This window comes from Paenibacillus sp. H1-7, from assembly GCF_022354825.1.
Classification (GTDB): domain Bacteria; phylum Bacillota; class Bacilli; order Paenibacillales; family NBRC-103111; genus Paenibacillus_S.
In genome coordinates this window covers 7,633,529-7,660,005 of sequence record NZ_CP031168.1, presented here as the reverse complement: position 1 = coordinate 7,660,005, position 26,477 = coordinate 7,633,529, and the positions used below count along the sequence as shown (strand labels likewise).

Here is a 26,477-nt window from a genome sequence, read left to right as displayed (position 1 = left end):
TTCTATTCCTATCGAAATTTATCGTGCCAACGATGCATAATTCGGTCTGGAGCTAAAAATACTAGTCCAATCACTAAATTTTGCTTGACGTTTTTTGGATAAGGAGAGTAAAGGATGTCTTCTAATAGTAAAGACAGATTTCTGAGAATATTGCCCGGCAGAATTCGAATAGAAATCTGCGGCTTAAAGGGGAATCGGGCGGTTGCAGAAAGGATCGGTACCGCGTTTCATTGGTGCAAGGGGATTTTGAAAGCCGAGCCCTGCATCATTTCCGGCAGATTGCTGGTTGTATATGATGAAAAGCAAATCGCGGTCCAGCATATATTTCAGCTGATTCGTGAAGTGGAAAGCGGGCAGCCGGTGCAGGAGGCTTCGGCTTCAATGGTTAAACCGTGCGGGTCTGAGCGGGAGCTTTCCGGTTCGGAGCGGGAACAAGCGGTTCCGGAAATGGAGCAACCTGCAGAGCGGGAACAGGCGGTCCTGGAAATGGAGCAGCCTGCGGAGCAGGAAGCAGCCGCTGCCGTGGAGCACGAGCTTCCGGAAGATTTAAGAACGCTCCCTCAGCCGCCGGACTCTGCGGCTCAATCTCCTCAAGAGAAGCTTCCTCTTCCATTGGCTTTATCCATGGGCGGTTTGGCGGCTCTGGGAGTCAAGCAGCTTATTACGGGACGATCCACATTGGCCGGAAGCCCGGCTCCCTTTTATATGTCGGCTCTAGTATCGGTCGTCACGGGCTATCCCTTCCTTAAGAGGGGAGTACAGGCTTTGGCGGACAAGAAACAAATCAATTCGGATCTCGTCTTGGGAACAAGCGCTCTCGCCTTGGCGCTCGTGCGTGAAAATCTGGTGGTGCTGGCCGGGCTGAGCATCCTGCAGTATGTAAACTGGAGGCGGAGCCAATCGCTGCTCCAGGGCAAAGAGATTGCGTTGTCGCCCGACATTCAACGATACAGCGAAAAAGCGGGCAAATGGGGGATGATCGCCGCAGGAATTACTTGGGCCGTCACCCGCAATCCGCTGCGGGCTATCGCCGTGCTGCTGGCAGCAAATCCGCGGCCGATGACAATTCCCGCCCAATGCGCCTGGAAGCAGGCGGAGCAGGTTTCGAACGAGCGAAATTATGTCATTCCGGCCAAAGGCTCATTAGCTCAGCTTGCAAGAACGCGAACATTACTAATAGAAGACGCTTCGCTCCTATTACATAGACCGCAGATGGAAGAGATCGAATGCCTCACTGCGGAGGAGGAAGACTCGGACAAAATTATTTGTTATGCAGCTTCGTTGATGGAGAAAATGAACCATCCGTGGAGAGAAGAGATATGGAATAAAGCAAAGCAAACCTGCCGCACGATCCGAACCGCTTTTCATGTGACGGAGAACGAGCAGGGGATTCAAGGTAAAATTAACGACAGCCGAGTTCTGCTCGGCAGCTACAAATATTTGCAGGAGAACGGCATCGACTGCACTCCGTTTGAGTTGAAGGCACGAAGGCTGCTGCGCAAAGGCTGCGGCGTTCTTTTTGTCGGCAAGCATGATCAGAAGCAAGGACAATGTCTCGGACTGATCGTCCGGCATCAGGAAGCAGACCCGAATGTATACGGCCTTGCCGCCGCTTCGTTAAGCGGAAACGGCTGGCGTATCGGTCTTCTGCGCAACAGCTCAGGCTTAAGTGACGCGGCCCTGTCCGAGTATCATTGGGATACTGGCTGGAGCACGCTGGAGCCCGGGGAATGGATAGAAAGAATCGCCGTCATGCAGCAGCAGGGCGACGAGGTACTGTTGGTTACCGGATCGGAGCCGGAGAACCGCTCTGTTTTGAAGGAAGCAGGAATTCCGTCCATTGCCGTCCACGAGCTGAAGGGGCTGGAGGAAAGCGCCCGGTTCGCTGAGCGAATCGACCGTACGGTCCATCAGCATGCGCAGCTAACCAAGAAGTGGAATTGGGTGGGAGGCGCACTAGCTACCTTCGGCGTGTTAAGCGCCCCCATTGTAAATTTGACGGCCGATGCGCTGTCGCTGGTATTTATGTCTAGAACGAAAAAAGTAAGCGAATCGCAGCCTTTGCTGCCACGATCCTCGGTATTCGCAGAAATTGCCGCGACGGCGGAAGCTGCTGCAGCATGGCATGCATTACCGGCCGACCGAATCACGGGAGAGCTTCGTGTTAACCCGCTGCAAGGGCTAAGTCAGGAGCAAATTGCCGCACAGAGAAGCCTCTACGGCTGGAACCGCTTAGACGGCAGGAAGCCGACTCCGTGGCTCCTGTCTTACTTAGGCCAATTCAAGGAGTTTACCACGTTAATATTGCTCGGCACCTCTGTTCTTGCTTTATTTACCGGAGGCTTGTTCGACGGTTTGGCCATGGGGGCCATTTTGCTTGCTAACGCGGCTGTAGGAACGATACAGGAACGCAAAGCGGAGAAGGTCGTAGAAGGGCTGAACCAGTTCCAGTCTCCGATATGCAAAACGATCCGTGACGGCCAGCAAGTCGAAATGTCCGCCGCCGAGCTGGTGCCGGGAGATATCGTATGCCTGGAAGCGGGGGACCGCGTTCCTGCGGATATCCGCCTGCTCCGTTCCTGGAGCTTAAGAGTCAACGAAGCTGCGCTGACCGGAGAATCGCTTCCCGCAGAAAAGCAGGAAGCTCCGCTGCAGGAGGACTGCCCTCTGGCCGAGAGAAGCAATATGCTCTTTATGGGCAGCGACGTGTGCGGAGGCAAAGGAACCGGCATCGTGGTCAACACCGGGATGAATACGGAAATGGGCCATTTGATGTCCTTATTGAAGACTCAAGAAAAAGAAGTCACGCCTTTACAGGAAAAAGTAACGTCTATCAGCAAAAAGTTTATGAAAGGGGCTCTAGTAGCAGGAGGCCTTGTCTTTGTCACAGGGCTTTTGCGCGGAGTCTCGGTTACCCAAATGGTATCGACCTCCATCGCATTGGCTGCTTCAGCCATTCCCGAAGGGCTTCCGGTTACGATCACCATCGCTTTGAGCGCAGGCATTTATCGTATGGCCAAGAAAAACGCCCTGATTCGCAAGCTGTCTTCCTTGGAAACATTGGGCAGAACCACCGTTATCTGTACGGACAAAACCGGTACGTTAACGAAAAATGAAATGACCGTGAAGGTGCTGTCCACGGTAAATCGCAGCTGGGAGATAACCGGAGACGGGTACGATCCGACCGGAACGCTGGAGGAGCGCATCCCGGAAACGGCCGCAGCCTTGGCTGCCGTAAGCGATGATGCCGGTAGCCGCAATAACCCTGATTTGCAGCGGCTGCTGGAAATTTGCGTTCTGTGCAATAACAGCCGGCTGGAGCAGGAGGATGGCCGGTGGACGGCCAAGGGCGACCCTACGGAAGGGGCGCTGCTGACGCTGGCTGCGAAGAGCGGGTTATGGGAGAAGGACTTGTCCCACTGGCATCGCGGGCTTGAAATTCCGTTCGACTCGGGGACGGCAAAAATGAGCGTCGTCTGCAAAGATACTCGAACGGAGAAGGAATGCTATGTATTCTCCAAAGGCGCGGTGGAGGCGATAGTCCGTCATTGCAGCAGATATCAAAAGGACGGAAACGTCTACCCGCTGACGGATGAACAGAAGCAGCATATTTTGAAGCAAAACGAGCAGCTATCGGCCGACGCGCTTCGCGTGCTTGCCTTTGCCTACCGTGAGGTCGACGAGGACGCCGGTGAGCAAGGAATAGATGAGGACGACTTGATCTATATCGGTATGGCGGGGATGATGGATCCTCCCAAGGCGGATGTGCAGAACAGCATCCGTGAAGCGCTGGCATTGGGGGTCAAGCCGGTGATGATTACCGGCGATCATCCGATTACTGCGATAGCTATCGCGAAGCAGCTGGGGATCGCCACTGGAGCCGGCAGCGTCTTGTCCGGTCACGAGCTTGACCGGATGCAGGACGAGGAGCTGACCCGGACGGTGGAGCAGATCTCCATCTTTGCGCGGGTTACACCGGAGCATAAGCTGCGCATTGTGAAAGCTTTGCAGCAACGCGGTCACATCGTTGCTATGACCGGGGACGGAATCAACGATACTCCGGCCATCAAGCAGGCCAACGTCGGGATTGCGATGGGCAGAACCGGGACGGAAGTGACCAAGGAAACGGCGGATATGGTTCTGACCGAGGACCATTTCGGGACGATTGTGGACGGCGTCAAAGAAGGCCGGACCATTATCAGCAACATCCGCAAAGCGCTGGGCTGCTTGCTAACCGGCAATTTGGCCGAGATTATCGTCACCAGCGCCGCAGTTATGGCAGGACTTCCTATCCCTCTGGTGCCGATCCAGATTTTGCTGATGAATTTGATCACGGATGCTTTGCCTGCGATGATTTTGGCGGTCAATCCCGGGAACAAAACCAAGCAGACGAAACGGCAGGATATCGTCGATAAAGAGCTGTATCAGAAAGTAGTGACCCGCGGAGTGCTCCTCGGCGTAGGGGCCGTCGGCTTATTTGCCGTAAGCCTTGCTTCAGGTGTGCCTTTGCCTGTTGCTCAAAGTATCGCTTTCGCCACCTTGGTCGCCGGACAATTGTTCCAAACCTTTTCGTGGCGTCAGGAGGGCTCGCAAGAAACGGTTCGCGATTGGACTAAAGACCGGTTTTTGCTGGGCGCGCTGGGAGTCTCCTGGATCGCACTCCTTGGAGCCTTGTATATACCGTCTTTGGCAGGGTTTTTCCATACGGCGCCGCTTGCATTGAGGCATTGGATCCCTGTTTTGGGGGTAGCGGGCTCTGTATCACTGTTATCGAAGCCGGTGCTGGCTCTTCTGCGAAGCAAGCAAGGAGACGATAAGATCCACACCGCGCCGGACTTTGCTCATGCAGCCGCTTAACATAGGCAGCATCCGTGCTGTCTGTGCAGAGCGTCTATTACCGGAGGGATGACTAATGCTGGAAAGAAATCTCGAGAAAATCATCATCGGCGCTTCGCTTGCGTTCGCCGCTTCCGCCCTGCTGCCGATCGCCAAGTCGGCCTTGCGGCCGCTCGTTCCCGCAGGCAATCCGGGCGAAGCGGGATTACTGGATCGCGCCAAATCGATGCTTCAGGTGGCAAGAGAAGAGGTCGAAGATATATTCGCGGAAGCGCAGTTCGAAAGAATGAAGCGGCAGCTGGATAAGGAAATTGCGCAGCTGGATTCCGACGAGCAATGAACACATGATAGGTGAGGAGTATTTTGTCATGACGGAGCAAAATATCGATTTCCATTTGCGCGAAGCTCTGGCGCATCTGGAAACGGCATTAAATCTGAGCGTGAGAACCGTTCTGGAAAACGACAGCGCCAAAAAAGAAATCGGCTTGAAATGGGAAAGCTTTCTCGGCGAATTTATAAGCCAAGTCCGGGAAAAAGGAAAGAAGTCGAGAATCAACCTGCTCGGTTGGATTACGTTCCCGCGTATCCGATAAGCAGCCGAAGGGCCTGTCGGATGGAACACTTGTTTCATCATGCACCGAAATAAGGAACTGCTTACTGTCTGCAGCTTTATTGCTGGGACGGACAAGAGTTCCTTGTTTGCGTTGGTTCGCCCATTACTTGCCTACTGCGTAGCGCAGCTGGATCACGCCGCCTCCAAGGGATTTGGAATCCAGCAGCTCAACCTGTTTGTATTGATAGCGATCTGTGTCAATCAGCAGTTGAAGTCCTTTTCCTTCCAGAACGGGTGCGACATTAAACAGGATTTCATCCACAAGCCTCTCCTTCAAAAAAGCGTTGTGCAGATCTGCGCCGCCCGCAAGCAGAGCGGTATGATGGCCTTTATTTTGTAAGCAGCGAAGCGCTTCCTGCGGAGACCCCGCGAACGTTACGCCTGAAATATCGTGAGTCTTCCGGGATAAGACCACGATGTCTATCCCTTCGAAGCCGGAGCCTCCGCCGCTTGCCAGCATGCTCTCGAATGTCCGGCGGCCGACGATGAAATTACCGGCGGCTTTGGCCTGGGCTGCGAAATCGCCCAGAGCTTCTTTTTTTGGCGGGTTGTCAGGACTAGACTGCGCATAGTTACCGTTAGCGGTTAATGTTGCCCATAGAATCGTTTTCATTATACATTCCTCCATTTTACTATTGATTTGCAAGCTGCTTAATTTATTGCAGCTCCTTCCACAAGAATAATCCCCCATGGTATATTTGAAAAGTAGTTACATTAAAGTGCAATAGTTTCAAAAAATGAACTAAGGGGATAAACGGATGATTAACGAGGAATGCTCAGACTCTATAGAGCCGGTGCTGGAAATGCTGGAGGGGAAATGGACGCTGCTTCTCCTTCGCGAATTATTTAATGGGGTAAAACGATTCGGGGAGCTGCGCCGCGCCTTGGATCCGATTAGCCCGAAAACACTTACCGATCGTTTGCGAATGCTGGAGGAGCAGGGCATTTTGACGCGGACTCTCTTCACGGAGGTGCCTCTGCACGTCGAGTACGATCTAACCGAGCGAGGGCAGCGTTTGCAGCCGATATTTGCTGCAATGAAGGCTTGGCTGGAACCTGGTACCGATATCGTTGAAGCTCCCATCGAGCTGGGCCATGGAAGGGAAGGGGAGGAGCCGGTGCATGTCGTCGGAGGCGAGCCGGTCCGCCGCGGCTGTTATATGGAAGTGAAATTCGGGCACACGTGGATCGGGGGGATATACGAATGGAGTCCCGGGCCTCATTGCTCAATACAACTTCATTCCGAGCAGGACGACGTAATTTCTATTCGTGAAGGCCATATGGTGAGGATACAGAGAAGCACTTCTGCATAAGAGAAGGTTCACCCCTTAAAAAGGCGCCATTGGAAAGGAAAAAAGCCTAAATACATAGTAGTAAACTACTATTATTGGAATAATTGGAATCATTCCTGCTGTGTTATATTACCTAAATAAAATAAGTCAACCGTAAGGCTACGGTTGACCTAAAGAAATGCCTAGTATTGGAGTTTGAGAAGATTAAGAATGTTTCCAAACATCAATGTGCCAATTTCTTGTAGGAGGTTGTAAAAGATTATTTGAAATATTTGAAATCTGAATTTGAACCGTGTTAGCAGCAACTACATAGGCAACCCATACAATATTGAACATTCCTCCATCTGCTGAAGCATATACATTATCACCCAATGCTACGCCAGGTATCACAACATTTTGAACGTTGCTGCTATTACCACTAAGAGTAAGCCAAGATAGGGAAACAGTTGCACTTAAATGACCAACAATTGGTGTACTTCCGGCGCCTAATATAGTGGTACCGTCTACTGCTAAGCTTCCTCCTACACCTAAGTGTTGCTGTGTCGTTTGACTCCCATTAACTTGAAAGTCGCCTTGAACTGTCTGGTTACCGTCAACTTGAAAATCACCCTGAACTTCTGCATTTCCGGTTACATTGATACTATCAAAAGTCGGCATATCTATCCATCCTTTCTTTGCTAGATTGACTTCCAATAATAGAATATGCGAACCCATTTGATAGTTCTTAGGTATATAAGTAGTTTTTGAAAAAATGGCAATAAAAAAAGACCCCAATTTTTATTCAGGTTGTAAACAGCAATAGAGAATAGGTTATCTTGCGATGCTGGTCTTTATTTATGTTTGTTACTTAGCGGTGTTTTCCTTGTCCGCATCTTTGGTCTGCGTTTCTGAGGTTGAGAAGTACGGTTCAAGGGCCATACCGACTCACTCTCCAATGCATGCTTTACCGCCTCCAAATATTGCAGTCCGAATATTTTATCCGGCTCCAGGTAGGTTCCTTCCGCCCATTCGTTCCATGCGTTGATAAACACAAATTCAGTTCCTGATCGCTTAGCCCTTCCGAGCTGCTGCTGTAGATAGGCTCCGAATTTTGCAGGCGTGGCTCCATTGTAAATAAAGGAGGCATTTTCCCCTTTTCTCGGGGAATTATCCCAGTCTATAAAAGCCCCCAAGTATGACGGCTTGCCGGAAGAGGGGATTTCACGGGCTATTATCCGGTTCCATATGTTGTCATAGCTGTACAACCTCAGCTTTTTCTCGTCAGTTTCCATCGAGCTCTCTCTAATAACGATCTCTGAGAAGGCGTTCTCCGGAAGATCGTGGGTTGTGGTATATAACGGCTCAAACTGCAAGCTTGCTTGAAAACCGTCCATAGGCTTGCGGGGGAATCCGCTCAGCGTCTCGACAAAATGAATGCCTTTTAGGCCGTGCTGTCTGGCCAACTGCTGCCAATAGTTCATCATAGCCGTGCAATGTTCAATAGTAGCCGGACGATAAATGGCGAATAGCGGTTTATTGTTCACTCGAATGTAGCGCGGATCCTTAAAAGCCCTCAATAAGTATTCGAAGTGACGCTTCCAATCGTCTTTGTTACCGTACTGCTGAGGCATTAGGACTTCGTGGTCCGCGCCGTCCCATCCCCTGGTCCATGACTCGTTCGCCCAAGATAAACAAAACGGGAAGTCCGGCTTGCCCGATTCAAGCATCTGCTGCAGCGGAGTCTCCAGTAACAGCTTCCCTTTAAACCAGTAATGATAATAGCAGAAGCCGTAAATGCCGAAGTGCCGGGCTAATTCGGCTTGCCAGCTTTTTGTTTTAGGATTGATCAGATCATAATAGTGGTCGCCTTGAGGCTCCCTTGGCTGATAATGTCCTGGGAAGAGCGGCTTCGCTTTGCGCGTATTCGTCCATTCCGAAAAGCCTTCACCCCACCAAAGGTCGTTCTCGGGAATCCGATGAAATTGCGGGAGATAAAATGCAATAATTTTCGGCTTTATTTGCGTCGACTTCATCGGTGTTTTGGGTAGCTTGACCACAGATTTTATTTGTTTACGCTTCTGGTTTGAGCGTGATTGAGCATAGGTTCGAGGCTTCGTTGAATGCCGGCTGCTGTTTGTTTTAGGTCGGACAGGAGATTTTCGCTTCGGTGAGGTTTTTACCATGCCTTCCACTCCTCGATTCTTTAATGTTTCAGTTCATTTCACAAAGCATACTCTTCTACTATATGTCCACCTTTCTTGCTTTGTTTGGTTAGCTGTCACCGCAGCGATTGATTTTATGGCAAAAAAAATCGCCATCTTGACGATGGCGCCAGAATGACGTCCGCTGAGCGGTTCCAGTAATTAGAGCAGCGTTCCTTGCCGGCGAAGAAGCCGCCACGTTATGGTTGCTAATAAGAGACAAAGCCGTGTCTCCTTCTAACGTTTGTGGTATGGACATCGGCTCCATGCTCGATCAATAGCGAAGCTGCAAGCTCAAAATCCAGCAGGAAGGAGGTCTATGTATAGCGGATTTTGCCTCCGTTAACATGAAGGATTTGACCTGTAACAAAGGCGGAGTCATTGGAGGCTAGATAAACATAGGCGGGAGCCAGTTCGAAGGGTTGAACTGCTCGCCCCATCGGATTGTCGGTCCCGAAGGTCAATTGATGCTCGGCAGGGTATGTGCTTACTGTGAGTGGAGACCAGGCAGGTCCGGGAGCCACCCCATTTACCCGGATCCACTGATCGGCGAGCGATAGCGACATGCTTCGGGTAAAGGAGACGATAGCTCCCTTGGTTGCAGAGTAGTCAATCACATCTTTATCTCCTTCATAAGCTACCCTGGATGCGGTGCTGATGATTGAACTCCCCGGTAATAAATAAGGCAATGCCGCTTTGGTCATGTAAAACAAGGGGAAGATATTGGTGCGGAACGTGTTCTCCAATTGTTCGTCCGAAACGTCGAGGATGCTTCTTGTGTAGGGCTGTACGGCAGCATTGTTCACTACAATATCCAAACGCCCATACGTGCTGATGGTAAGCTTCACTGCCTGAATAGAGACATCAGGAATCCGTAGGTCTCCGGATAGGAGTAAGCAGTGTGCTCCCAGTGCCTCCACGTATTGTTTAGTCTCTTGTGCATCATGATGCTCATCAAAGTAGACAATGGTTAAGTCGGCGCCTTCTTTGGCAAATGCAACGGCTACCGCCCGGCCGATGCCACTGTCTCCACCCGTTATAATTGCAGCTTTCCCCTTCAGTTTACCGCTCCCTGCATAGCCTGCATAATCGAAAATAGGCCGTGGATGCATCATCCATTCCAAGCCAGGCACTCGATTCTGATGCTGCCGCGGGAATGTTATCGGGGTCGTTACTGTCCGTTACACCATGCCGATGTAAGGATAAACAGGATAAGATGGGTTCATGATTCTCCTCCCAAGAAAGCTAAATAGTCCTATTTTGCGTAGGCTACTCCTTGTGCAGGTGCTCAGTATCCAGGTCTAACTTAAAAATATGACTAGAATCATGTTATAGAATGCCATCAGTGTAAAATATTCCGTTTAAGGATAGTGAGGGAGCCGCTCCGTAACCCTTCTGGTATGTCAGGCTTTAAAAAGAAATACAGCACCCAAGCCGACTAAGCTGGGTGCTGCATGTAGTATTATTTTTTTACCAGCAACGCACAGCATTCCACATGCGCCGTCTGCGGAAACATGTCGACCGGCTGAAGCCACTCCAGCCGGTAGCCGCTCTGGAGCAGCACCTGGCAATCCTTAGCCAGGGTGGACGGATTGCACGACACGTAGACGAGTCGTGCCGGCTTCGCGGCTGCGATGGCGCTAAGCAGCGCGCGATCGCAGCCGGTGCGCGGCGGATCCACGACGACAACGTCGGGGCGGATGCCGCGCTTCACCCATTCGGGCAGCAGCGTCTCCGCGCGCCCGACGAAAAAGGACGCGTTCGCGGCTCCGCTCAACTGCGCATTGCGGCGGGCATCCTCGACCGCCTCGGGGATGATCTCGATGCCGCGCACTTCCTTCGCCAGCGGCGCGAGCCACAGCCCGATCGTACCCGTACCGCAGTACGTGTCGACGACAAGCTCCCGGCCGCTCAGACCGGCGGCTTCCTTCGCAGCATTGTACAGCTTCACAGTCTGCTCCGGGTTCAGCTGGAAGAACGCGCGCGGCGATAACGAGAAGCGAAGCTCGCCCAGCTGCTCGTCCAGTCTTTCGCCGCCCCAGAGCACGATCGTCTCATTGCCGAAAACAAGCGGTGTATCCGCATGGTTGATATTTTGGGCGATGGTGGTGACAATCGGCAGCTCCCGGCGAATCGTTTGAATCAGCCGCTCCTTCTCCGGAAGGGAGCGGGTGGCCGTAATTAGGGTCAGCTGCACACTGCCGGTTTGCTTGCTGACCCGCGTAACTACCGTGCGCACCGTACCTTTGCGGGTACGCTCCTGATACGGCTTGATATGCAGCCGCGTCAAAATATCCTTAACTTGGGCCGTAACTTCATTAATGACCGGATGCTGGATCGGACAGCCGGAAATATCGATCAGCCGATGCGATCCGGCGGAATACAGACCCGTTATCATTTGATCGTTGTGCAAGCCTGCTTGCAGCTGGGCTTTATTGCGGTAGCCCCAAGGATCGTCCATGCCCAGAATAGGACGCAGCGGTACATCCTCCAGCTTGGCATACCGGCGAAACGCTTCGCGAACAAGCTCCTCCTTGGCACCCAGCTGGGCAGGATACGTCATATGCTGCAGCTGGCAGCCCCCGCACTCGTCGTAGACAGGACAGGGGGGCTTTTGCCGGTCGGGGGATTTTTTCTCGATTTCCGTCAGCTTGGCGTTAATATAATTGGCCTCAACTTTGGTCACTTGGGCTTTGATGACTTCATCCGGCAGCGCTCCGTCAATGAACACGGCCTTTCGTTTGTAGTAGCCTACGCCTTCCCCGTTGATCCCGATTCGTTTGATTGTGACGATAATGCGGTCGCCCGGCTTCACATCCTCGCCATTGCCTTGAACAGAGCGGCGGTTGGCCCCAGGCTTTCCTTGGGGTGCGGGTTTTGATGATTTGAATGCACGTTCAGTCATATATAAAATCGCTCCGTTATTTTCAATGTAAAGTGTTGCGGTTGAATGATACTACTATACCACGTTCGCCTGGCAGGAGAAAACGAGGCCTTTACTTATGTAAAATCGCTTATCGTCCGTGCCGGCCGCAAACGCTGCCGCTTTTTTTACCTGGGACTTACATAATGGACGACATTCCGGGATACAATACGTTTAAACAGAACCCATTTTTTAACGATCCGTTTATGTTCCGCTAATCTTGTCTTAATCTTCGTACCGTATTCTAATTGTAATGAATGATAAGAAGAAAGGGAGTTTACAGCATGATTTTATATCAAATGGCCAAACGGATGGAGCAGCGTCAGCATTTGCATAGAACGATTAAACAGTCGGAAGGAAACACGGAGCAGCTTATCGTACAAAAGGAGCAGGTGGAAGAGCAGCTTATGTCCCAAGCTCATCTGTGGAAAGAATCCGGCAACGACGAGTTTCAGCTGAATGCATGGGTTCCGGAAGCATTGTGGACCGAATCGAATCAACCGAGCTTGTTATAACTGAGAAAATGGAAGAAGTCGTTCCATTTTCTTTTTTTTGTGTTCATTCTCGATTCCGTGTAAAATAAAAGATACTACAGATTTCGCGAAAAAATGAGGGTAAACAAATGAAGGTAGTCTTGTCCACGCTCAATGCGAAGTATATTCATACATCGCTGGCGTTACGATATTTGAAGGCGTTTAGCCAAAACGATTTTGACATCGACATTGTGGAATATACGATAAAAGATCCGGCCATGAACATTGTGTCCGACTTGTATCAAAAGCAGCCCGATCTGATCGGTTTTTCCTGTTACATTTGGAACATTGAAGAGACGATAACGGTCATCAGCATGCTGAAAAAGATCAATCCCGAGCTCATCATCGTGCTGGGAGGTCCTGAGGTTTCCTATGACACGGAATATTGGATGAACCGGCTTCCCGATGTCGATTACATCGTCATGGGAGAAGGAGAGGAGACCTTCCATCATCTGCTGCAGGAGCTGCATGGGGATCGCAAAATGTACAGCGTATTTGGAGCGGCTTACCGGAAAGAGGGCAGAGTTATCATCAATCCTCCGCGGCCGAAGCTGAAGCTCGACGATATCCCGTCGCCGCACCATTTTCCCGAGGACGTTCCAAGTCTCGCCAATCGCGTCGTTTATTTCGAGACGAGCCGCGGTTGCCCGTTCAGCTGCCAGTTTTGCTTATCGTCCATTGAGGTAGGCGTACGTTATTTCGATATGGAGCGGACGAAGAAGGATCTGCTGTATTTGATCGAATCCGGAGCGAAGCTAATCAAATTCGTTGACCGGACCTTTAACATCAAGCGGGATTATGCAATGGAAATTTTCGAATTTCTTATCCAAAATCACCGCGGCACCGTGTTTCAATTTGAGATTACCGCAGACATTATGCGTCCCGAAGTGCTGGACTATTTGGCCGAGAATGCCCCGCCGGGGGTATTCCGTTTTGAAATCGGGGTTCAGTCTACGAACGATCTAACCAATAGTCTGGTAAAACGCCGGCAAAACTTCGCCAAGCTGACCCGTACGGTGACCAAGGTCAAAGAAAGCGGTAAAATCGATCAGCATCTTGATCTGATCGCCGGCCTGCCGGAGGAGGATTACCAATCGTTCCGCAAAACGTTCAATGACGTTTTCGAACTGGGCCCGGAGGAGCTGCAGCTCGGCTTTTTGAAAATGCTTCGCGGAACCGGCATGAGAGCCGATGCCGAGAAGTACGGCTATCGTTTCATGGATCATTCGCCGTACGAGATTTTGGGCAACGATATTTTACCCTTTTCCGACCTTGTTAGAATTAAGCGGGTAGAGGACGTGCTGGAAAAATACTGGAACGCCCATCGGATGGATCATACCGTGAAATATTTGATCCGCGAAGAGTTTTCTTCGGCTTTCGATTTCTTCCAACAGTTCGGCGATTACTGGGAGAGCCGCGGCTGGCAAAAAATCGGCCATCAGCTCGAGGATCTGTTTACCCGCCTGCATGCGTTCCTTGTGGATAGAGGAACCGGCCGCCTGAATTGGATCGAGGGCTTGATGAAGCTCGATTACTTCCTTAATCATAAGTACAAGCCGCGGAAAATTTGGTGGGACTTCAAGCTTGATAAATCAGCTCAATCCCATTATTTTCGTCTATTGGCCGACCGTCCGGAATCGGTCTCTGAAGCTTTCGCATCGCTAGGCATCCAAGAGAAGGATTTGCACAAGCATGTGATGCTGGAGGTGCTTCCTTTCCACTTGGAGCATTATTTGGCTGCAGGGGAGATGAAGACGGAGGAGGAGCATCTGCTAATTATGTACTTCCCGCCATACGCTTCGGCACGACCGCAATATTTTACCATGTCAATGAAGTCAATGCCTTTGACCACTTCATGACGCATGATGGAAAGCCCCGAATCCTTGCTTGCTATGCAGGGATTCCGGGGCTTTTTTGGCATGGCGGGTCGTGGTTTAGGTTGATGTACGGCATAGGGCAGGATAGAGGGTGCGAATGCAGGAGAGGAAGCGGAGCAGGAGCAGGAATAGGAGCAGGAGCAGAGGAGCAAGAGCAGGAGCAGAGGAGCAAGTGCAGGAGCAAGAGCAGATGAGCAAGAGCAGCAGCGGATGCTGACCAGAGGTGGAGCAGGAGCAGAAGGGGCAGGAGTAAGAGCAGGAGCAAGAGCAAAAGCAAGAGCGGAAACGGGAGTAGGAGCAGGAATAGGAACAGGAGCAGGAGCAGGTGCAAGAGCAGAGGAGCAAGAGCAGAGGAGCAAGAGCAGGAGCAAGAGCAGAGGAGCAAGAGCAGAGGAGCAAGAGCAGGAGCAAGAGCAGAGGAGCAAGAGCAGAGGAGCAAGAGCAGAGGAGCGAGAGCAGAGGAATAAGAGCAGCAGCGGATGCTGACCAGAGGCGGAGCAGGAGCAGAAGCGGCAGGAGCAAGAGCAGGAGCAAGAGCAGGAGCAAGAGCAAGAGCAAGAGCAAGAGCAAGAGCAAGAGCAGGAGCAAGAGCAGGAGCAAGAGCAGAGGAGCAAGAGCAGGGGAGCAAGAGCAGGAGTAAGAGCAGAGGAGCTAGAGCAGGAGCAGGAGCAAGAGCAGAGGAGCAAGAGCAGGAGCAAGAGCAGATGAGCAAGAGCAGCAGCGGATGCTGACCAGAGGTGGAGCAGGAGCAGAAGGGGCAGGAGTAAGAGCAGGAGCAAGAGCAAAAGCAAGAGCGGAAACGGTAGTAGGAGCAGGAATAGGAACAGGAGCAGGAGCAAGAGCAGAGGAGCAAGAGCAGAGGAGCAAGAGCAGAGGAGCAAGAGCAGGAGCAAGAGCAGAGGAGCAAGAGCAGGAGCGGGATAAGTAGGGGAATACTCACCGTAAGTCTTATTCCGGAGCTTCAGTACCCAGTAGGGTTTGCATACACCCAGCAAAGATGATTCTTGGACCAAGCGAAGCATAATCGGTACCATCTGACTGTTGCCATGGGTACTATTCATAGAACACTTATGCCTTAAGAGGTACACTAAAAAATGGGCATCGTATTTGGTAGGAGGGAGTTTCGGACAGCAGATCCGTTATTGTCCCCCAAATTGCCGGTTTTGGAGGGTGATCGGACAGAGGATCCGTTATTCGCTGATTTTTCCAATGAAACCGGTCGATTTTGGCCAAATAAAGGATCTGTTGTCCGATCGCATCGCAAATGGAGCCAATTTTGCTTAAATAAAGGATCTGTTGTCCGCGTCAACTGGAGATGGTATGCCCATCGGGGGAAAATAACAATTTCGATTTGCAGATTTTGCTCAACAAGCAAACAACCACCCCGAAAATGAAAAAGGGTGGTTGTTTTTTTGTTTTTTTGCAAGAGCAGAATTAAGGCAGGTAGCTGCGCAGCACGGTCATAGAGCCCGTCAACGTGTAGGAGCCCAGGTTCGCGGGAATCAAATAGCATTCCCCAGTCTTGGCGGGCTGCTCTCCATCGGCCCATTGAATCGTCCCTGTACCATCGCAAATGATGTGAATGACGAAGCTTTCGCCGGTCGTTTGCAGCTTCCATTCCTGCTCGACCTTGCCTTTTTCGGTAATAAAGAAAGGAGAATTGGCGAGCGTCAGCCACTCATTGGAAGAAGCCAGATCGGTCTTCATAAACGTGGAGCCGGAGCCCTCATAGGCGATAACATTCAACGAATCCTCGATGTGCAGCTCGCGCGGCTTGCCGTCGAGTCCCTTCCGGTTATAATCGTAGAGACGATAGGTACTGTCGGAGTTTTGCTGAATTTCGGCAACGATAATGCCAGCGCCTAATGCATGAACCGTTCCGGCCGGAATGTAGAAGGAATCCCCCGCCGTTACGGAAACTTCGTGCAGACAGTCCATAATGCGATCTTCCTCAATGGCTTGGGCGAGTTGCTCGCGGGTAACCCCATCGTTCAATCCGTAAATGATTTTGGCCCCCGGCTTGGCATCGAGCACATACCACATCTCGGTCTTGCCCAGCTCACCTTCCGGAAGACGGTCATAATGATCATTTGGATGCACCTGCACGGACAGGTCGTCCTGGCAGTCCAGCAGCTTGATCAATAAAGGAAAACGGCCGTTTTTCTCCGAAAAGCCTTTGCTTCCAAAAAATGCTTTGCCGTACTGTTCGCGGATTTCGTTCAGGCCAAGACCGGCAAGCTCTCCGTTAACGACCTTGGTAGTTCCATTCGGATGGTCTCCGATCATCCAGCCTTCGCCGATAGGGCCTTCCGGCAGTTTTAAACCGAATTGCTCCAATGCGCGGCCTCCCCATACGCGTTCTTTCATTTCAGGCTGAAATAATAGAGGATAAGGTTTCAAAACAATCCCTGCTTTCTCATCAGAATTAGAAATTACGCCTGCAACCGGCATGCTTCGCTAATGCAAAATCACTGTTGCGGCATGGTTTGGTATCATTGTTTTTCTATCGCAATCAAATAGGGAGGATGATTGTGCCGGTTGATGAAACGGTATTCCATCACCTGGAACTGCCGCTGCGGCAGCTGCTCTGCCCAATCCCGCACTATAGCGGCTTCCTGCTCGCCGCCCTCATGGCCGGTGTAAAGCGCAATCGTCAGCACGCCGCCTCTGCGCAGCAGCTCCGATGCGCCCTGCAGGGCCGGTAAGGTCGAAGACGGCACCGTTATGGTTGCCGGATCCGCGCCGGGCAAATAGCCCAAATTGAACATGACGGCAGCTACTTGGCCCTCTGCTTCAGCCGGCAGCGTTTCCTTGATTTCAGCATGGCTGCGCAAATGAAGGAACACCTTGTCGTGCTCCGGAAGCTCTTTAGCCATCCGCTTGTGCGTCTGGAGGAGGGCCTCCTCTTGAATGTCGAAGGCGTGAACGGTACCTTGCATGCCGACACATTTACTCAAAAAAACCGTGTCGACCCCATTGCCGGCAGTGGCGTCCACTACCGTATCCCCCGGGGCGACACGTTCTTCAATTAGCTTATGAGCATAGCTTAAAATCGATAAAAACCCCATTGGAGCCTCCGGATTTCAATGAATGTATAATTGCAGATGCGGCATGGCTCATCAGCCGAGATTCCTAAGCGCCGCGGGCGTCCCCGCCCGGCGCTGCTCTATTTCCCGCCGCCCGCCATAGGCGGCGTCAGCAGATCCTGCTCCGCCGGCTTGGGCGTCGGCGACGGCGTTGCCGACGATGCAGGAGCCTTCGGCGGATCCTGCATCGTCGGGGTCGGCACCACGGGTGCCGACGGTTCCGGAGCCTGCACCGGCGGCTCCGTCGGCTTCGCAGCCGGCGGCGGTGTAGCCGCCGTAGCGGGCTCCTTCGGCACGCTGGCCGGCGTGCCGGTTACGGGCGCCGGGTCGGAGAGCTTCGCTTTCTCCTCCGGCACAGCCGCCTTTTCCTCCGCCGCGGGAGTGTCCGCGGCGGCAGCGGTCTCACCGCCAGGGACGAAGTCGAACCGCTTCGCGTCCGATCCTTCTTTGGACGGTGGGAGCAGGACGCTGCCCGCATCCGGCTTCGCGGGCGCAGGTTCGGGCTGCTCCGTCATTTTCGTGCCGCAGCCCGCCAGCAGCACGATGGCGAGCACGGACGCCATCCAGTATCGATTCATGAAGGCTTACACTCCTTCCATGTCGTTATCTTTGGTTGCGGTATTTTCCTTGCCATGTATTTCGGTTGACCAGTTCTTGGTCGATAGCGTTCAGCACTTCCCATTTCTTCAGGCTCCACATCGGCCCGATCAGCAAGTCTCTCGGCGCGTCTCCGGTCAGGCGATGTACGATCATCTCCGGCGGCAGCAGCTCCAGCGTATCTACCACCAGCTTGATGTATTCATCCTTCTCCAGAAATTTCAGCAGACCGGCTTCATACTGCTTAACCATGGGCGTTTTGCGCATCAAATGCAGCAGATGAATTTTGATCCCCTGTACGTCCATGTCCGCAACGGCGCGTCCGGTATCCAGCATCATCTCGTGCGTTTCGCCCGGCAGGCCGTAAATAATGTGGGCGCAGGTCCGGATGTTATGCTTGCGAAGCTTGGCTACGGCATCCAAATAGCATTGGGTGTCATGAGCGCGGTTGATGAGCGTGGATGTAGATTCATGGATCGTTTGCAGACCCATCTCCACCCATAAATACGTTCTTTTATTCAAATCGGCCAAATATTCGACAACGTCGTCCGGCAGACAATCCGGTCTGGTGGCGATCGACAAGCCCACTACGCCGGGCTGCTCGAGAATAACCTCGAAATATTCACGAAGCTCCTCAACCGGGGCGTAGGTGTTAGTATAAGCCTGGAAATAGCCGATATACTGGGCTTCAGGCCATTTTTTATGCTGCAGATCGCGAATTTTGTTAAATTGTGTCACCAGATCGTCACGGCGGCTTCCGGCGAAATCGCCCGATCCGCGGGCGCTGCAGAAGGTGCAGCCTCCGGTAGCTATAGCTCCGTCGCGGTTAGGGCAAGTGAATCCTGCGTCCAGCATGACTTTGAACACTTTCGTGCCGAACTGCCGGCGCATTTCCACATTCCAAGTATGGAAACGTTTGTCCCCCCATGTCGCGGGAACAGGTGCATGCTCGAGTTGCTTCATCTATATAGAACTCCTTTTTGATTGCTCAGTATATCCATCCATATGTGTATAGTAACTTGCTCAGCTTCCATTCCTTACCCTTCGAGCAAGTGAACCGAATCGGAAGGGTTGGATGAGTTAAGGAAATTCGTCGGCTGCCGATCTCTCTATTTTACCGTAAAACCCGGTGTTTTGCGAATTTTTCCTTGACAAAAGCTCCTACGAAGCGAAGAGGATATTTGCTTCTCCATGCGACCATGCTATAAGTGCACCAACAATTCAAAGCGACGAAGGGAGACTACATCTACATGAACAAGCTTGGTAAAACCGTTGTTGCTCTGGCTTTGACTGCTTCGTTGGGACTTGGCGCGCAGGGGGCTTTCGCCGAATCAGGTACTTCCGGCACCGCTGGAGCTACCGGTACGACGACAGGGACTTACGGCACTTATAATGTAGATACTACCAACACCACCGGATATTCCACTACCGGTACACCAGGTGCCGCAACGACTGGAACAACCGGCACAACGACAACCGGCACGACGACCGGAACAACAACCGGAACAACAACGCCAGGCACAACGATGGATACGACCGGAACGGCTGGAACCACCGGTACGTATGGCTCTACGGGAGTTACCGATAGAACGACCGACACAACGACTCGTAACTATGGTAACAACCTGTTGAACCGTATGAACACGTACGGTACTGACGGACACAAATACAGAACGTATGGTACCGACGGGCACAAATATAGACCGTACGGATACGGCGGCAATTACGATACGTACAGCTACCGTGCCAATGCCGATACGACAACTAGAAACGGTTCCGGTTGGGGATGGCTGGGTCTGCTTGGTTTGTTAGGCTTGGCGGGACTTCGCAATCGTAACGAACGTCACGTTGACAACCGCTAAGGCTGCGTCATTATGAGCTATCTGTATATTCCTAAAGGAAATCAGAAGCTGACCGTAGAGCTGACGGTGAAGGAAGCGATGGCGATCAGCAGCGGGGTCCATTTTAGAGAAAATCCGAGGCTTGCTGCCGAGGCTCGCAAAAAAGTAAGAGAACAAATGGACAGCCTATTGATGCCGCAGAGCATCCAGCTTCAATACCATCTGCTCGAAGTATAGCTGTTCTCCTCTTTATAATTCGGCTTTAGCCTTCTCTCCGGGCTAAAGCCGACCTTTTCTTTATTTGCGATTCGGAGTATAATCGTCACTGAACTATAACGATATGCAGTTGTTTTGGAGGATGACTATGCGATTACGCGGCAGGAAGGGTATCAGGGAAGCATTAGAGGCGCAACCGGATCTTATTATACTAAATCCGGCGGATTATAAAGGCAATTGGAAGGAAGTATTTGGCAACGACAAGCCCATTCATGTCGAGCTGGGAATGGGAAAGGGCCGTTTTATCAGCCAGTTAAGCTCGCTGAATCCCGATACGAATTACATAGGCGTCGATATGTACGACGAGCTGCTGCGCAGAGCTGCAGAGAAAGCACAGCTGTCCCGGGAAGAAAACGGAGGGACGCTGGCCAACTTGAAGCTGGCGCTGTTCAATATTGAGAAAATCGAAAATATTTTCGATACAAACGAGCTGGAACGCGTTTATTTGAATTTTAGCGATCCGTGGCCGAAAAAGCGCCACGCCCGCCGCCGGCTGACCCATTCGGGCTTTGTCCGCAAATATATCGATGTGCTCAATGAGCGCGGAGAGATTCATTTTAAAACCGATTCCCGTTCCCTATTCGAGTTTTCTTTAAATTCATTCGCCGATATGGGCTTGCGTATGCGCAATATTTCTCTCGATCTTCATGCGGAGGAAGTCCGGACCGATCTTGTGATGACTGAATATGAGATGAAGTTTCATGAGAAGGGTGTCAATATTCACCGGGTCGAGGTAGTTATCGGACAGCAGGCGCTGGACCAACATCTGACTCAGCTGCAGCTTAAGGAAAAGAAAGAAGCTGAACAAGCCCAATCCGAAACGGAAAATGATTAACTTACTTATATATAGTAGAAACACGAAAAAAGCATGCTGCCCGAATTCGACTCGGACAGACATGCTTTCTATTTTTTATAGGGGATAGCCGCTTTTATTGCAACAGCATCTCCATAATGGCGTTCGTGCAGTCGGCGGGCTTATAGCTGTTCGCTTGCTTATGCAGATAGGCGCGGCGCTCTTGCACTTCCGGATACTGGTCGACCAGCAGCTTGAACCAATGATCGATCGTTTCCGCCGATTTGATCTGCTCCCCGAACCCGTGCTGAGTGAAATACTGCACATTCTCCTCCTCCTGGCCCGGAATCGGCTTGTAGAACAGCATCGGAATGCCTTTGGCCAATCCTTCGGTGCAGGTCATACCGCCTGGCTTAGTAATCAGCAGGTCGGCTATGTCCATCCATTTGTCGACTTCCCTCGTAAAGCCGAGAAGCCGGATATTTTCATGATGGAAGCGTTTGTCTGCCGACAGCAGCTGGAGCGCTTTTTCGTTGTTGCCCATGCAGAGGATCAGCTGGATTTGCTCGCGCCAGTCCATCATATACTGAAGAAATTCCTCGTTGTTAATGAGTCCCCAGCCGCCTCCCATCACCAGAACGGTGGGCATCGCTTTCAATTGAAAGCGGGTTCGCAGCTCGTCGCGGTTGTTCTGCTCCCAGAAGTTGGGGTGGACGGGGATGCCGGTCACCTCGATAGCGTCCGACGAAATGCCGCGATTCAACAGCTTTTCCCGTACATCGGAGGTGGATACCAAATATTTGTTCACTTCCCGGCTTACCCACGTTCCATGCGCGTCGTAATCGGTAATGACCGTACATAGGGGAACATTCAGGCCGGAACGTTTGAGGCGGGAGATGACAGCATTCGGGAAAGGGTGGGTGCAGACGATCGTATCGGGTCGAAGCTGCTGGATCACTTCTGCGGCATGGGCGTAAAAAATCCGGTGTAAAGCCAATTGGGTGAAACGGTTTAACGATCGCTTATATTGATACCGGTACATAAGGCCATAAAGCTTTGGTTGCGTGGTTACCGTCTTGCGGTACGCCGTCAAAATCCAGGATGCCAGTGTCGGATGCAGGAACGTTCCCAGCTCCAGAACACGTGTCTGAATGTCAGGCGAGAGCATACGCAGACCAACGGCAAGAGCGTGAGCGGCCTGGGTATGTCCGGCACCGAAGCCTTCGGATAATAACAAGACCCTTTTTTTTCGCATATGCGTTTCACCATACCTTGTACCAATGGATTTACAATAAATTAACATTATTCATAGTATACCCAAAAAATAACTATCCGAATAACGGAGCGGTTGCGAAAACGGCGGTAGTTGCGATCAGCGATCCAACCAGACAGTCGGAAGGATAATGGAGTCCTAAATATATACGCGAAATGGCTACAAAGAATGCAAGCGGAAGCAAAATAGGACTTAGCCACGGCTGCGAATAAACCAGCGGGAGCGCAATGGAAAAGAACGCCGTCGTATGTCCCGATGGGAATGAATGGTCTGTCAACGGCTTTTTGCATGTATTGGTGTCAGGGAGAACAAGATAAGGACGAAGGCGCGGATAAACGCGCTTCATAATAGCGACCGGTATATGGCTCAAAGCCAGTGCGATGCAGCAGTGCAGGCCGGCCAGCTTCCAGCTGCCTTGGCCAAAGAAATACAGACAAAGCGCGATGAGGATCGTCATCGTTGCCCCGCCTAGGTGGGTTATCAAATTAAAAAGATGATCGAGGATGCTGTGCTGAAGACGTTGGTTTACCCAACAAAACATGCGGTTCTCGTGATGCTGAAGCCATGAAACGACTCGGCTCACCGACCTCGCCTCCTTAAAAAAGTGGGATAAGCTGTATGAGTGTTACATATACATATTGTAATTCCCTTTTGTTAATGGAGTATCAAATGAATAATAAATTACAAAATAGACAGAATTAATGTTCCTTTGATGCTCCGATAACACTCCCCGATTACAATGGATCCAAAAGTCATTTACGCAGACGGTTCCAAAATGGATTCATACTCGGGAAGCACGAAAAAAGTTTTTGCTGCGCAAAAACTTCAGCGCCTATGCTTACGGAGCAAGTTTTTGCTATCGCAAAAGCTCTTAGGAGGGGAAGCAAATGAAGGTAGCTTTATTTACTGACACCTTTTTGCCGGACGTGAATGGAGTAGCGAAAACATTAGGGCGATGGATCCACTTTTTGGAATCTAAAGGGGCGGAGTGCAAAGTATTTGCTCCTGACGGGGATTCGGGAAACGCTTCGAGCTCGAAAAGAGTGGAAAGATTTTACAGTATACCCTTTTTATTATATCCTGAATGCCGTATGGCTATCCCTAATCCCATCCAGCTGAAAAAGAAGCTGGCCGCCTTTTCGCCGGATCTTATCCACGTTGCCACTCCGTTTAATCTCGGACTCGTTGGACTCCATTACGCCAAAAAAAACCGGGTTCCGCTGGTTGCCTCTTACCACACTCATTTCGATCAATACTTATCTTATTACAAGCTGCAGTGGATGGAGCCGATGCTTTGGAAGTACATGCTCTGGTTCCATCAGGAGTGTCAAAAGATCTACGTGCCGTCCCGGTCGACGATGAACCATTTGCAGGAGAAAGGTCTCAAAAATTTGGAAATTTGGTCGCGGGGCGTGGAGGCAAAGCAGTTTCAGCCGGTTGTCGACCGGACTCGAATATGGCAGCAATATGACATTTCACCTGGGAAATTTGTCATTCTTTTTGTCGGAAGGCTCGCTCCCGAAAAAAGCGTCGATGTGCTTATGGACACGTTCGCCGCATTATCGGAAGATGTTAGAGCGAGCTCCCATTTGGTAATTACAGGGGATGGCCCTTTATACAAGCCGCTGCTGGAGCAGTGCGGCGCAATGCTGGATGTGACCTTCACAGGGTTCAAGCAGGGCAAGGATTTGGCCGATTTGTATGCGGCTGCAGACGTGTTTTTATTCCCTTCGTCAACGGAAACCTTCGGCAATGTCGTACTGGAGGCCATGGCTTCCGGAACGGCGGTGATTGGATCGGCCGCAGGCGGGGTAAAGGATAATATAGTCCATTGCGAGACGGGAATGCTCTGCAAACCGGGAGATATTTCCGAATTTGTACATGCAGTGGAATTGTTGTATCATAATGAGGAATACCGTTCCAATATTTCGATGGCAGGCCGCCAGTATAGTCTGCAGCAATCATGGGAGCACATTTTTAACGGCTTGTACGAAAGCTATCTGGCCGTTCTTCACGAATCCGGTCCGATGGTTCGGAGTTGTCCGGCTGCGGCTGATGTAAAAATGCTGTAAATCGATGAAAACAGGGTGAAAATGACTGGATGGCGGCGAGCTTTGCAGGTATTTACCGGAATTTCACGTCATATTTACGGGATCTGACTTATTGGGGCTCATAGGAGCTTTTGACAAAACGGGTTAAAGAGAGGAAAATCATATTCGGCTACCCACACAAATCCAAAAGAGACCATCGAAGTTCATAACTATAGAGTAGAGAGAGAGACTTTGGGGTACATAAAAAAGGGGGATTTATGATGCTGGACAATGTATTGCTAGGTATTCAAATTGTCTTGGCTGTAGTCGGGGGATATCAGCTGTTCCTTACCTTATTCGGCTGGTACCGACGTAAACCGAAAGCGCAGCATGAGCCGCAAAAGTCCTTTGCCATACTGGTTGCGGCCCATAACGAAGAGCAAGTGGTCGGAGCGCTGATCGACAACTTGAAAAACTTGGATTATCCGAAAGAAATGTACGATATTTTCGTTATTTGCGATAACTGTACGGACAAAACCGCACATATTGCGCGGAGCATGGGAGTGTACGCCTGCGAGCGGAACAATCCGAAGCTTCGGGGTAAAGGCTATGCGATCGAATGGATGCTGAAGGAGCTTTGGAAAATGCCTCGCAGCTACGACGCGGTCGTGATGTTCGACGCCGACAACCTGGTGAATCCGGACTATTTGAAGCATATGAACAACGACTTGTGCAATGGTTCCAGAGTGATTCAGGCTTATCTGGACACGAAAAATCCGAACGACTCCTGGATTACGGCGGCTTATGCCGTAACGTACTGGTATTGCAACCGTCTGTGGCAGCTGCCGCGCGAAAACCTAGGGCTGGCCAACTTCTTGGGCGGTACAGGTATGTGCTTTGAAACGGCATTGCTGAAAGAAATCGGCTGGGGTGCAACCAGTCTGGTTGAGGACTTGGAGTTCACGATGCGCTGCGTACAGCGCGGCATTAACCCGACCTTCAACTACGATGCAAGAGTGTATGACGAGAAGCCTTTGACGTTCAAAGCATCCGCAAGACAGCGTCTGAGATGGATGCAAGGTCATTTTGACGTAGCCCGCCGCTATTTCTTCCCGCTGTTCTGGAAAGGACTGAAGGAAGGAAGCTGGGCGAAGATCGATACCGCCGTTTATGCATTGAACGTGTACGTCGTATTGATCGGTTCCGTAGTAACGCTAGCTTTGTGGATCGACATGATGATCCCTGGCGGAGCCTCGCTGCGTTCGTTGTTTGATTATTCGCCGACCTTCTTCTTGATCGTAGGGATCTTCAGCTACATTCAATTCCCGCTGGCGCTGATTATCGAGAAAGCTTCCTGGAAAACATGGCTGTACCTGATTACGTTCCCGGTATTTATGCTTTCCTGGTGGCCGATTACAGTGTATGCGTTCTTCACGCAAAACAACAAGCAGTGGAGCCATACGGAGCATACGCGTGTCATTCGTTTGGAAGAAGTGCAGAGCAAACAAGTCAGCTAAGCTCGTTACAAGCCGATGCTTGACTTTAATATACTAATTGTGATATGATCCTTTAGTGCAAAAGAAGAAGCGCCCGCTTCTCACCTGTCCGACAACGGTTGGCTGGTTATGAACTAGAGTGAATGTGAATCGAAATGGATCACTTGAACTTTCATGGACGTGGGCGTATTGTGCCCGCGTCCTTTCTTCATTGTCGCATGGAAATGCGAATAAACCAACGCTAACGTGGTCGCAAGATCTCGATAGAAGCAACAAACACAATCCATTTGGAGGTGGCAGGTTATTAGTACAGAGCATTTAATTAACGATGAGATCCGGGCGAAGGAAGTTCGTCTGATCGGTGCAGATGGAGAGCAGCTCGGCATCAAGCCGATTCGCGAAGCGCTTCAGATTGCTGGAGATGCCAACTTGGACTTGGTTAACGTTGCCCCGACGGCAAAGCCACCGGTGTGCCGGATTATGGATTACGGGAAATACCGCTACGAAATGCAAAAGAAAGAAAAGGAAGCCCGTAAGAACCAGAAAGTCATCGAACTTAAAGAGGTTCGCCTCAGCGCCACGATTGATGAGCATGACTTCCAAACGAAGCAGCGCAACGTCGTGAAGTTTTTGAATGACGGCGACAAGGTTAAGCTGAGCGTGCGTTTCCGCGGTCGTGAGATCGCTCATGCGAGCATCGGTCAAAAGGTGCTTGAGCGTATGGCTGCCGAAGTGGAGGAGCTGTGCATCGTAGAGCGCAGACCTAAGCTGGAAGGCCGCAGCATGATCATGATTTTATCGCCGAAACAGCAAGCATAATTATTAAGGAGG

General features: G+C 51.2%; 25 protein-coding genes, 1 pseudogene and 1 other annotated feature. Of the genes and pseudogenes, 15 read left to right on the top strand and 11 right to left on the bottom strand.

The genetic code is table 11. The features are described 5' to 3' along the window. Window positions 1-114: 114 nt before the first annotated feature. Genes DVH26_RS33745 through DVH26_RS33735 form a run of 3 tightly spaced genes read left to right on the top strand, consistent with a single transcriptional unit; the run spans window position 115 to window position 5,429 of the window. Window positions 115-4,857, top strand: coding sequence for a cation-translocating P-type ATPase (locus tag DVH26_RS33745; RefSeq protein ID WP_239629993.1), 4,743 nt, complete (start codon window positions 115-117; stop codon window positions 4,855-4,857). A gap of 55 nt (window positions 4,858-4,912) precedes the next feature. Further along, window positions 4,913-5,176 carry a DUF5132 domain-containing protein gene (locus DVH26_RS33740; RefSeq protein WP_239629992.1) on the top strand — a complete coding sequence of 88 codons (264 nt, stop codon included), beginning with the start codon at window positions 4,913-4,915 and terminating at the stop codon, window positions 5,174-5,176. A gap of 28 nt (window positions 5,177-5,204) precedes the next feature. After that, entirely contained in the window at window positions 5,205-5,429 is a 225-nt protein-coding gene (locus tag DVH26_RS33735) for a hypothetical protein (protein ID WP_239629991.1), read from the top strand. Between the two features lie 123 nt (window positions 5,430-5,552). Here DVH26_RS33735 and DVH26_RS33730 read toward each other — a convergent pair whose 3' ends face one another. Next, entirely contained in the window at window positions 5,553-6,062 is a 510-nt protein-coding gene (locus DVH26_RS33730; protein ID WP_239629990.1) for a dihydrofolate reductase family protein, read from the bottom strand. Window positions 6,063-6,207: 145 nt separating this feature from the next. On the opposite strand from DVH26_RS33730, the pseudogene DVH26_RS33725 reads away from it, so the two are divergent. Continuing rightward, window positions 6,208-6,504 (top strand): annotated as a pseudogene (locus DVH26_RS33725) (winged helix-turn-helix transcriptional regulator); the annotation flags it as partial. Window positions 6,505-6,945: 441 nt separating this feature from the next. On the opposite strand, the gene DVH26_RS33720 reads toward DVH26_RS33725, so the two are convergent. The 4 genes from DVH26_RS33720 to rlmD form a co-directional block, all read right to left on the bottom strand. Further along, on the bottom strand, window positions 6,946-7,398 hold the full coding sequence (locus tag DVH26_RS33720) for a hypothetical protein (RefSeq protein WP_239629989.1): 453 nt from the start codon (window positions 7,396-7,398) through the stop codon (window positions 6,946-6,948). A gap of 173 nt (window positions 7,399-7,571) precedes the next feature. Beyond that, window positions 7,572-8,753, bottom strand: a complete 1,182-nt coding sequence (locus tag DVH26_RS33715) for a glycosyltransferase WbsX family protein (RefSeq protein ID WP_239635581.1) — start codon at window positions 8,751-8,753, stop codon at window positions 7,572-7,574. Window positions 8,754-9,238: 485 nt separating this feature from the next. Beyond that, on the bottom strand, window positions 9,239-10,084 hold the full coding sequence (locus DVH26_RS33710; RefSeq protein ID WP_481857629.1) for an SDR family oxidoreductase: 846 nt from the start codon (window positions 10,082-10,084) through the stop codon (window positions 9,239-9,241). A gap of 299 nt (window positions 10,085-10,383) precedes the next feature. Next, a complete protein-coding gene (gene rlmD / locus DVH26_RS33705) occupies window positions 10,384-11,826 on the bottom strand; it encodes a 23S rRNA (uracil(1939)-C(5))-methyltransferase RlmD (protein ID WP_239629988.1) in 1,443 nt (480 codons plus the stop codon). Window positions 11,827-12,128: 302 nt separating this feature from the next. Between rlmD and DVH26_RS33700 the strand changes: the two genes are divergently transcribed. The 5 genes from DVH26_RS33700 (at window position 12,129) to DVH26_RS33680 (ending at window position 15,182) form a co-directional block, all read left to right on the top strand. Further along, window positions 12,129-12,359, top strand: coding sequence for a hypothetical protein (locus DVH26_RS33700; RefSeq protein ID WP_239629987.1), 231 nt, complete (start codon window positions 12,129-12,131; stop codon window positions 12,357-12,359). Window positions 12,360-12,466: 107 nt separating this feature from the next. Beyond that, a complete protein-coding gene (locus tag DVH26_RS33695) occupies window positions 12,467-14,236 on the top strand; it encodes a B12-binding domain-containing radical SAM protein (RefSeq protein WP_239629986.1) in 1,770 nt (589 codons plus the stop codon). Between the two features lie 228 nt (window positions 14,237-14,464). Further along, window positions 14,465-14,740: a hypothetical protein gene (locus DVH26_RS33690; protein ID WP_239629985.1), complete on the top strand. Its 276-nt coding sequence runs from the start codon at window positions 14,465-14,467 to the stop codon at window positions 14,738-14,740. Next, complete coding sequence (locus tag DVH26_RS33685) at window positions 14,734-14,985, top strand: hypothetical protein (RefSeq protein ID WP_239629984.1); 252 nt, start codon at window positions 14,734-14,736, stop codon at window positions 14,983-14,985. Before DVH26_RS33690 ends, DVH26_RS33685 begins: the two co-directional genes overlap by 7 nt. Continuing rightward, entirely contained in the window at window positions 14,979-15,182 is a 204-nt protein-coding gene (locus DVH26_RS33680; protein WP_239629983.1) for a hypothetical protein, read from the top strand. Before DVH26_RS33685 ends, DVH26_RS33680 begins: the two co-directional genes overlap by 7 nt. Before the next feature lie 506 nt (window positions 15,183-15,688). On the opposite strand, the gene DVH26_RS33675 is transcribed toward DVH26_RS33680, so the two are convergent. The 4 genes from DVH26_RS33675 to mnmL form a co-directional block, all read right to left on the bottom strand. Next, window positions 15,689-16,654 (bottom strand): type I phosphomannose isomerase catalytic subunit, encoded by a 966-nt coding sequence (locus DVH26_RS33675; protein WP_239629982.1) that lies wholly within the window; start codon window positions 16,652-16,654, stop codon window positions 15,689-15,691. Window positions 16,655-16,746: 92 nt separating this feature from the next. Then, entirely contained in the window at window positions 16,747-17,322 is a 576-nt protein-coding gene (gene mnmM, locus DVH26_RS33670; protein WP_239629981.1) for a tRNA 5-(aminomethyl)-2-thiouridylate-methyltransferase MnmM, read from the bottom strand. Between the two features lie 98 nt (window positions 17,323-17,420). After that, entirely contained in the window at window positions 17,421-17,636 is a 216-nt protein-coding gene (locus tag DVH26_RS33665; protein ID WP_239629980.1) for a hypothetical protein, read from the bottom strand. 307 nt (window positions 17,637-17,943) lie between these two features. After that, on the bottom strand, window positions 17,944-18,900 hold the full coding sequence (mnmL, locus tag DVH26_RS33660) for a tRNA modification radical SAM protein MnmL/YtqA (RefSeq protein ID WP_239629979.1): 957 nt from the start codon (window positions 18,898-18,900) through the stop codon (window positions 17,944-17,946). A 287-nt stretch (window positions 18,901-19,187) separates the two neighbouring features. Here mnmL and DVH26_RS33655 point away from each other — a divergent pair, with 287 nt between their 5' ends. From DVH26_RS33655 to trmB, 3 genes are all read left to right on the top strand, one after another. Next, a complete protein-coding gene (locus DVH26_RS33655; RefSeq protein ID WP_239629978.1) occupies window positions 19,188-19,799 on the top strand; it encodes a WGxxGxxG-CTERM domain-containing protein in 612 nt (203 codons plus the stop codon). Between the two features lie 12 nt (window positions 19,800-19,811). Further along, entirely contained in the window at window positions 19,812-20,015 is a 204-nt protein-coding gene (locus DVH26_RS33650; protein WP_239629977.1) for a hypothetical protein, read from the top strand. 127 nt (window positions 20,016-20,142) lie between these two features. Beyond that, complete coding sequence (gene trmB / locus DVH26_RS33645) at window positions 20,143-20,889, top strand: tRNA (guanosine(46)-N7)-methyltransferase TrmB (RefSeq protein WP_239629976.1); 747 nt, start codon at window positions 20,143-20,145, stop codon at window positions 20,887-20,889. Window positions 20,890-20,983: 94 nt separating this feature from the next. Here the strand turns inward: trmB and DVH26_RS33640 are convergent, their stop codons facing one another. Further along, window positions 20,984-22,102: an MGDG synthase family glycosyltransferase gene (locus tag DVH26_RS33640; RefSeq protein WP_239629975.1), complete on the bottom strand. Its 1,119-nt coding sequence runs from the start codon at window positions 22,100-22,102 to the stop codon at window positions 20,984-20,986. A gap of 73 nt (window positions 22,103-22,175) precedes the next feature. Further along, entirely contained in the window at window positions 22,176-22,703 is a 528-nt protein-coding gene (locus tag DVH26_RS33635) for a phosphatase PAP2 family protein (protein ID WP_239629974.1), read from the bottom strand. Between the two features lie 304 nt (window positions 22,704-23,007). Between DVH26_RS33635 and DVH26_RS33630 the strand changes: the two genes are divergently transcribed. The 3 genes from DVH26_RS33630 (at window position 23,008) to infC (ending at window position 26,465) form a co-directional block, all read left to right on the top strand. Beyond that, window positions 23,008-24,192, top strand: coding sequence for a glycosyltransferase family 4 protein (locus DVH26_RS33630; RefSeq protein WP_239629973.1), 1,185 nt, complete (start codon window positions 23,008-23,010; stop codon window positions 24,190-24,192). A gap of 239 nt (window positions 24,193-24,431) precedes the next feature. Further along, window positions 24,432-25,667 (top strand): glycosyltransferase family 2 protein, encoded by a 1,236-nt coding sequence (locus DVH26_RS33625; protein ID WP_239635579.1) that lies wholly within the window; start codon window positions 24,432-24,434, stop codon window positions 25,665-25,667. A 55-nt stretch (window positions 25,668-25,722) separates the two neighbouring features. Then, window positions 25,723-25,861: a sequence feature (ribosomal protein L20 leader region), on the top strand. A gap of 88 nt (window positions 25,862-25,949) precedes the next feature. Next, a complete protein-coding gene (infC, locus tag DVH26_RS33620; protein WP_239635578.1) occupies window positions 25,950-26,465 on the top strand; it encodes a translation initiation factor IF-3 in 516 nt (171 codons plus the stop codon). The last annotated feature ends 12 nt before the right edge of the window (window positions 26,466-26,477 follow it).

Bases quoted from the DNA above. Each gene is read 5' to 3' on its own strand.
- DVH26_RS33745 (WP_239629993.1), top strand. From the start codon at position 115: ATGTCTTCTAATAGTAAAGACAGATTTCTGAGAATATTGCCCGGCAGA.
- DVH26_RS33740 (WP_239629992.1), top strand. From the start codon at position 4,913: ATGCTGGAAAGAAATCTCGAGAAAATCATCATCGGCGCTTCGCTTGCG.
- DVH26_RS33735 (WP_239629991.1), top strand. From the start codon at position 5,205: ATGACGGAGCAAAATATCGATTTCCATTTGCGCGAAGCTCTGGCGCAT.
- DVH26_RS33730 (WP_239629990.1), bottom strand. From the start codon at position 6,062: ATGAAAACGATTCTATGGGCAACATTAACCGCTAACGGTAACTATGCG.
- DVH26_RS33720 (WP_239629989.1), bottom strand. From the start codon at position 7,398: ATGCCGACTTTTGATAGTATCAATGTAACCGGAAATGCAGAAGTTCAG.
- DVH26_RS33715 (WP_239635581.1), bottom strand. From the start codon at position 8,753: ATGAAGTCGACGCAAATAAAGCCGAAAATTATTGCATTTTATCTCCCG.
- rlmD (WP_239629988.1), bottom strand. From the start codon at position 11,826: ATGACTGAACGTGCATTCAAATCATCAAAACCCGCACCCCAAGGAAAG.
- DVH26_RS33700 (WP_239629987.1), top strand. From the start codon at position 12,129: ATGATTTTATATCAAATGGCCAAACGGATGGAGCAGCGTCAGCATTTG.
- DVH26_RS33695 (WP_239629986.1), top strand. From the start codon at position 12,467: ATGAAGGTAGTCTTGTCCACGCTCAATGCGAAGTATATTCATACATCG.
- DVH26_RS33690 (WP_239629985.1), top strand. From the start codon at position 14,465: ATGCTGACCAGAGGTGGAGCAGGAGCAGAAGGGGCAGGAGTAAGAGCA.
- DVH26_RS33685 (WP_239629984.1), top strand. From the start codon at position 14,734: ATGCTGACCAGAGGCGGAGCAGGAGCAGAAGCGGCAGGAGCAAGAGCA.
- DVH26_RS33680 (WP_239629983.1), top strand. From the start codon at position 14,979: ATGCTGACCAGAGGTGGAGCAGGAGCAGAAGGGGCAGGAGTAAGAGCA.
- mnmM (WP_239629981.1), bottom strand. From the start codon at position 17,322: ATGGGGTTTTTATCGATTTTAAGCTATGCTCATAAGCTAATTGAAGAA.
- mnmL (WP_239629979.1), bottom strand. From the start codon at position 18,900: ATGAAGCAACTCGAGCATGCACCTGTTCCCGCGACATGGGGGGACAAA.
- DVH26_RS33655 (WP_239629978.1), top strand. From the start codon at position 19,188: ATGAACAAGCTTGGTAAAACCGTTGTTGCTCTGGCTTTGACTGCTTCG.
- DVH26_RS33650 (WP_239629977.1), top strand. From the start codon at position 19,812: ATGAGCTATCTGTATATTCCTAAAGGAAATCAGAAGCTGACCGTAGAG.
- trmB (WP_239629976.1), top strand. From the start codon at position 20,143: ATGCGATTACGCGGCAGGAAGGGTATCAGGGAAGCATTAGAGGCGCAA.
- DVH26_RS33640 (WP_239629975.1), bottom strand. From the start codon at position 22,102: ATGCGAAAAAAAAGGGTCTTGTTATTATCCGAAGGCTTCGGTGCCGGA.
- DVH26_RS33630 (WP_239629973.1), top strand. From the start codon at position 23,008: ATGAAGGTAGCTTTATTTACTGACACCTTTTTGCCGGACGTGAATGGA.
- DVH26_RS33625 (WP_239635579.1), top strand. From the start codon at position 24,432: ATGCTGGACAATGTATTGCTAGGTATTCAAATTGTCTTGGCTGTAGTC.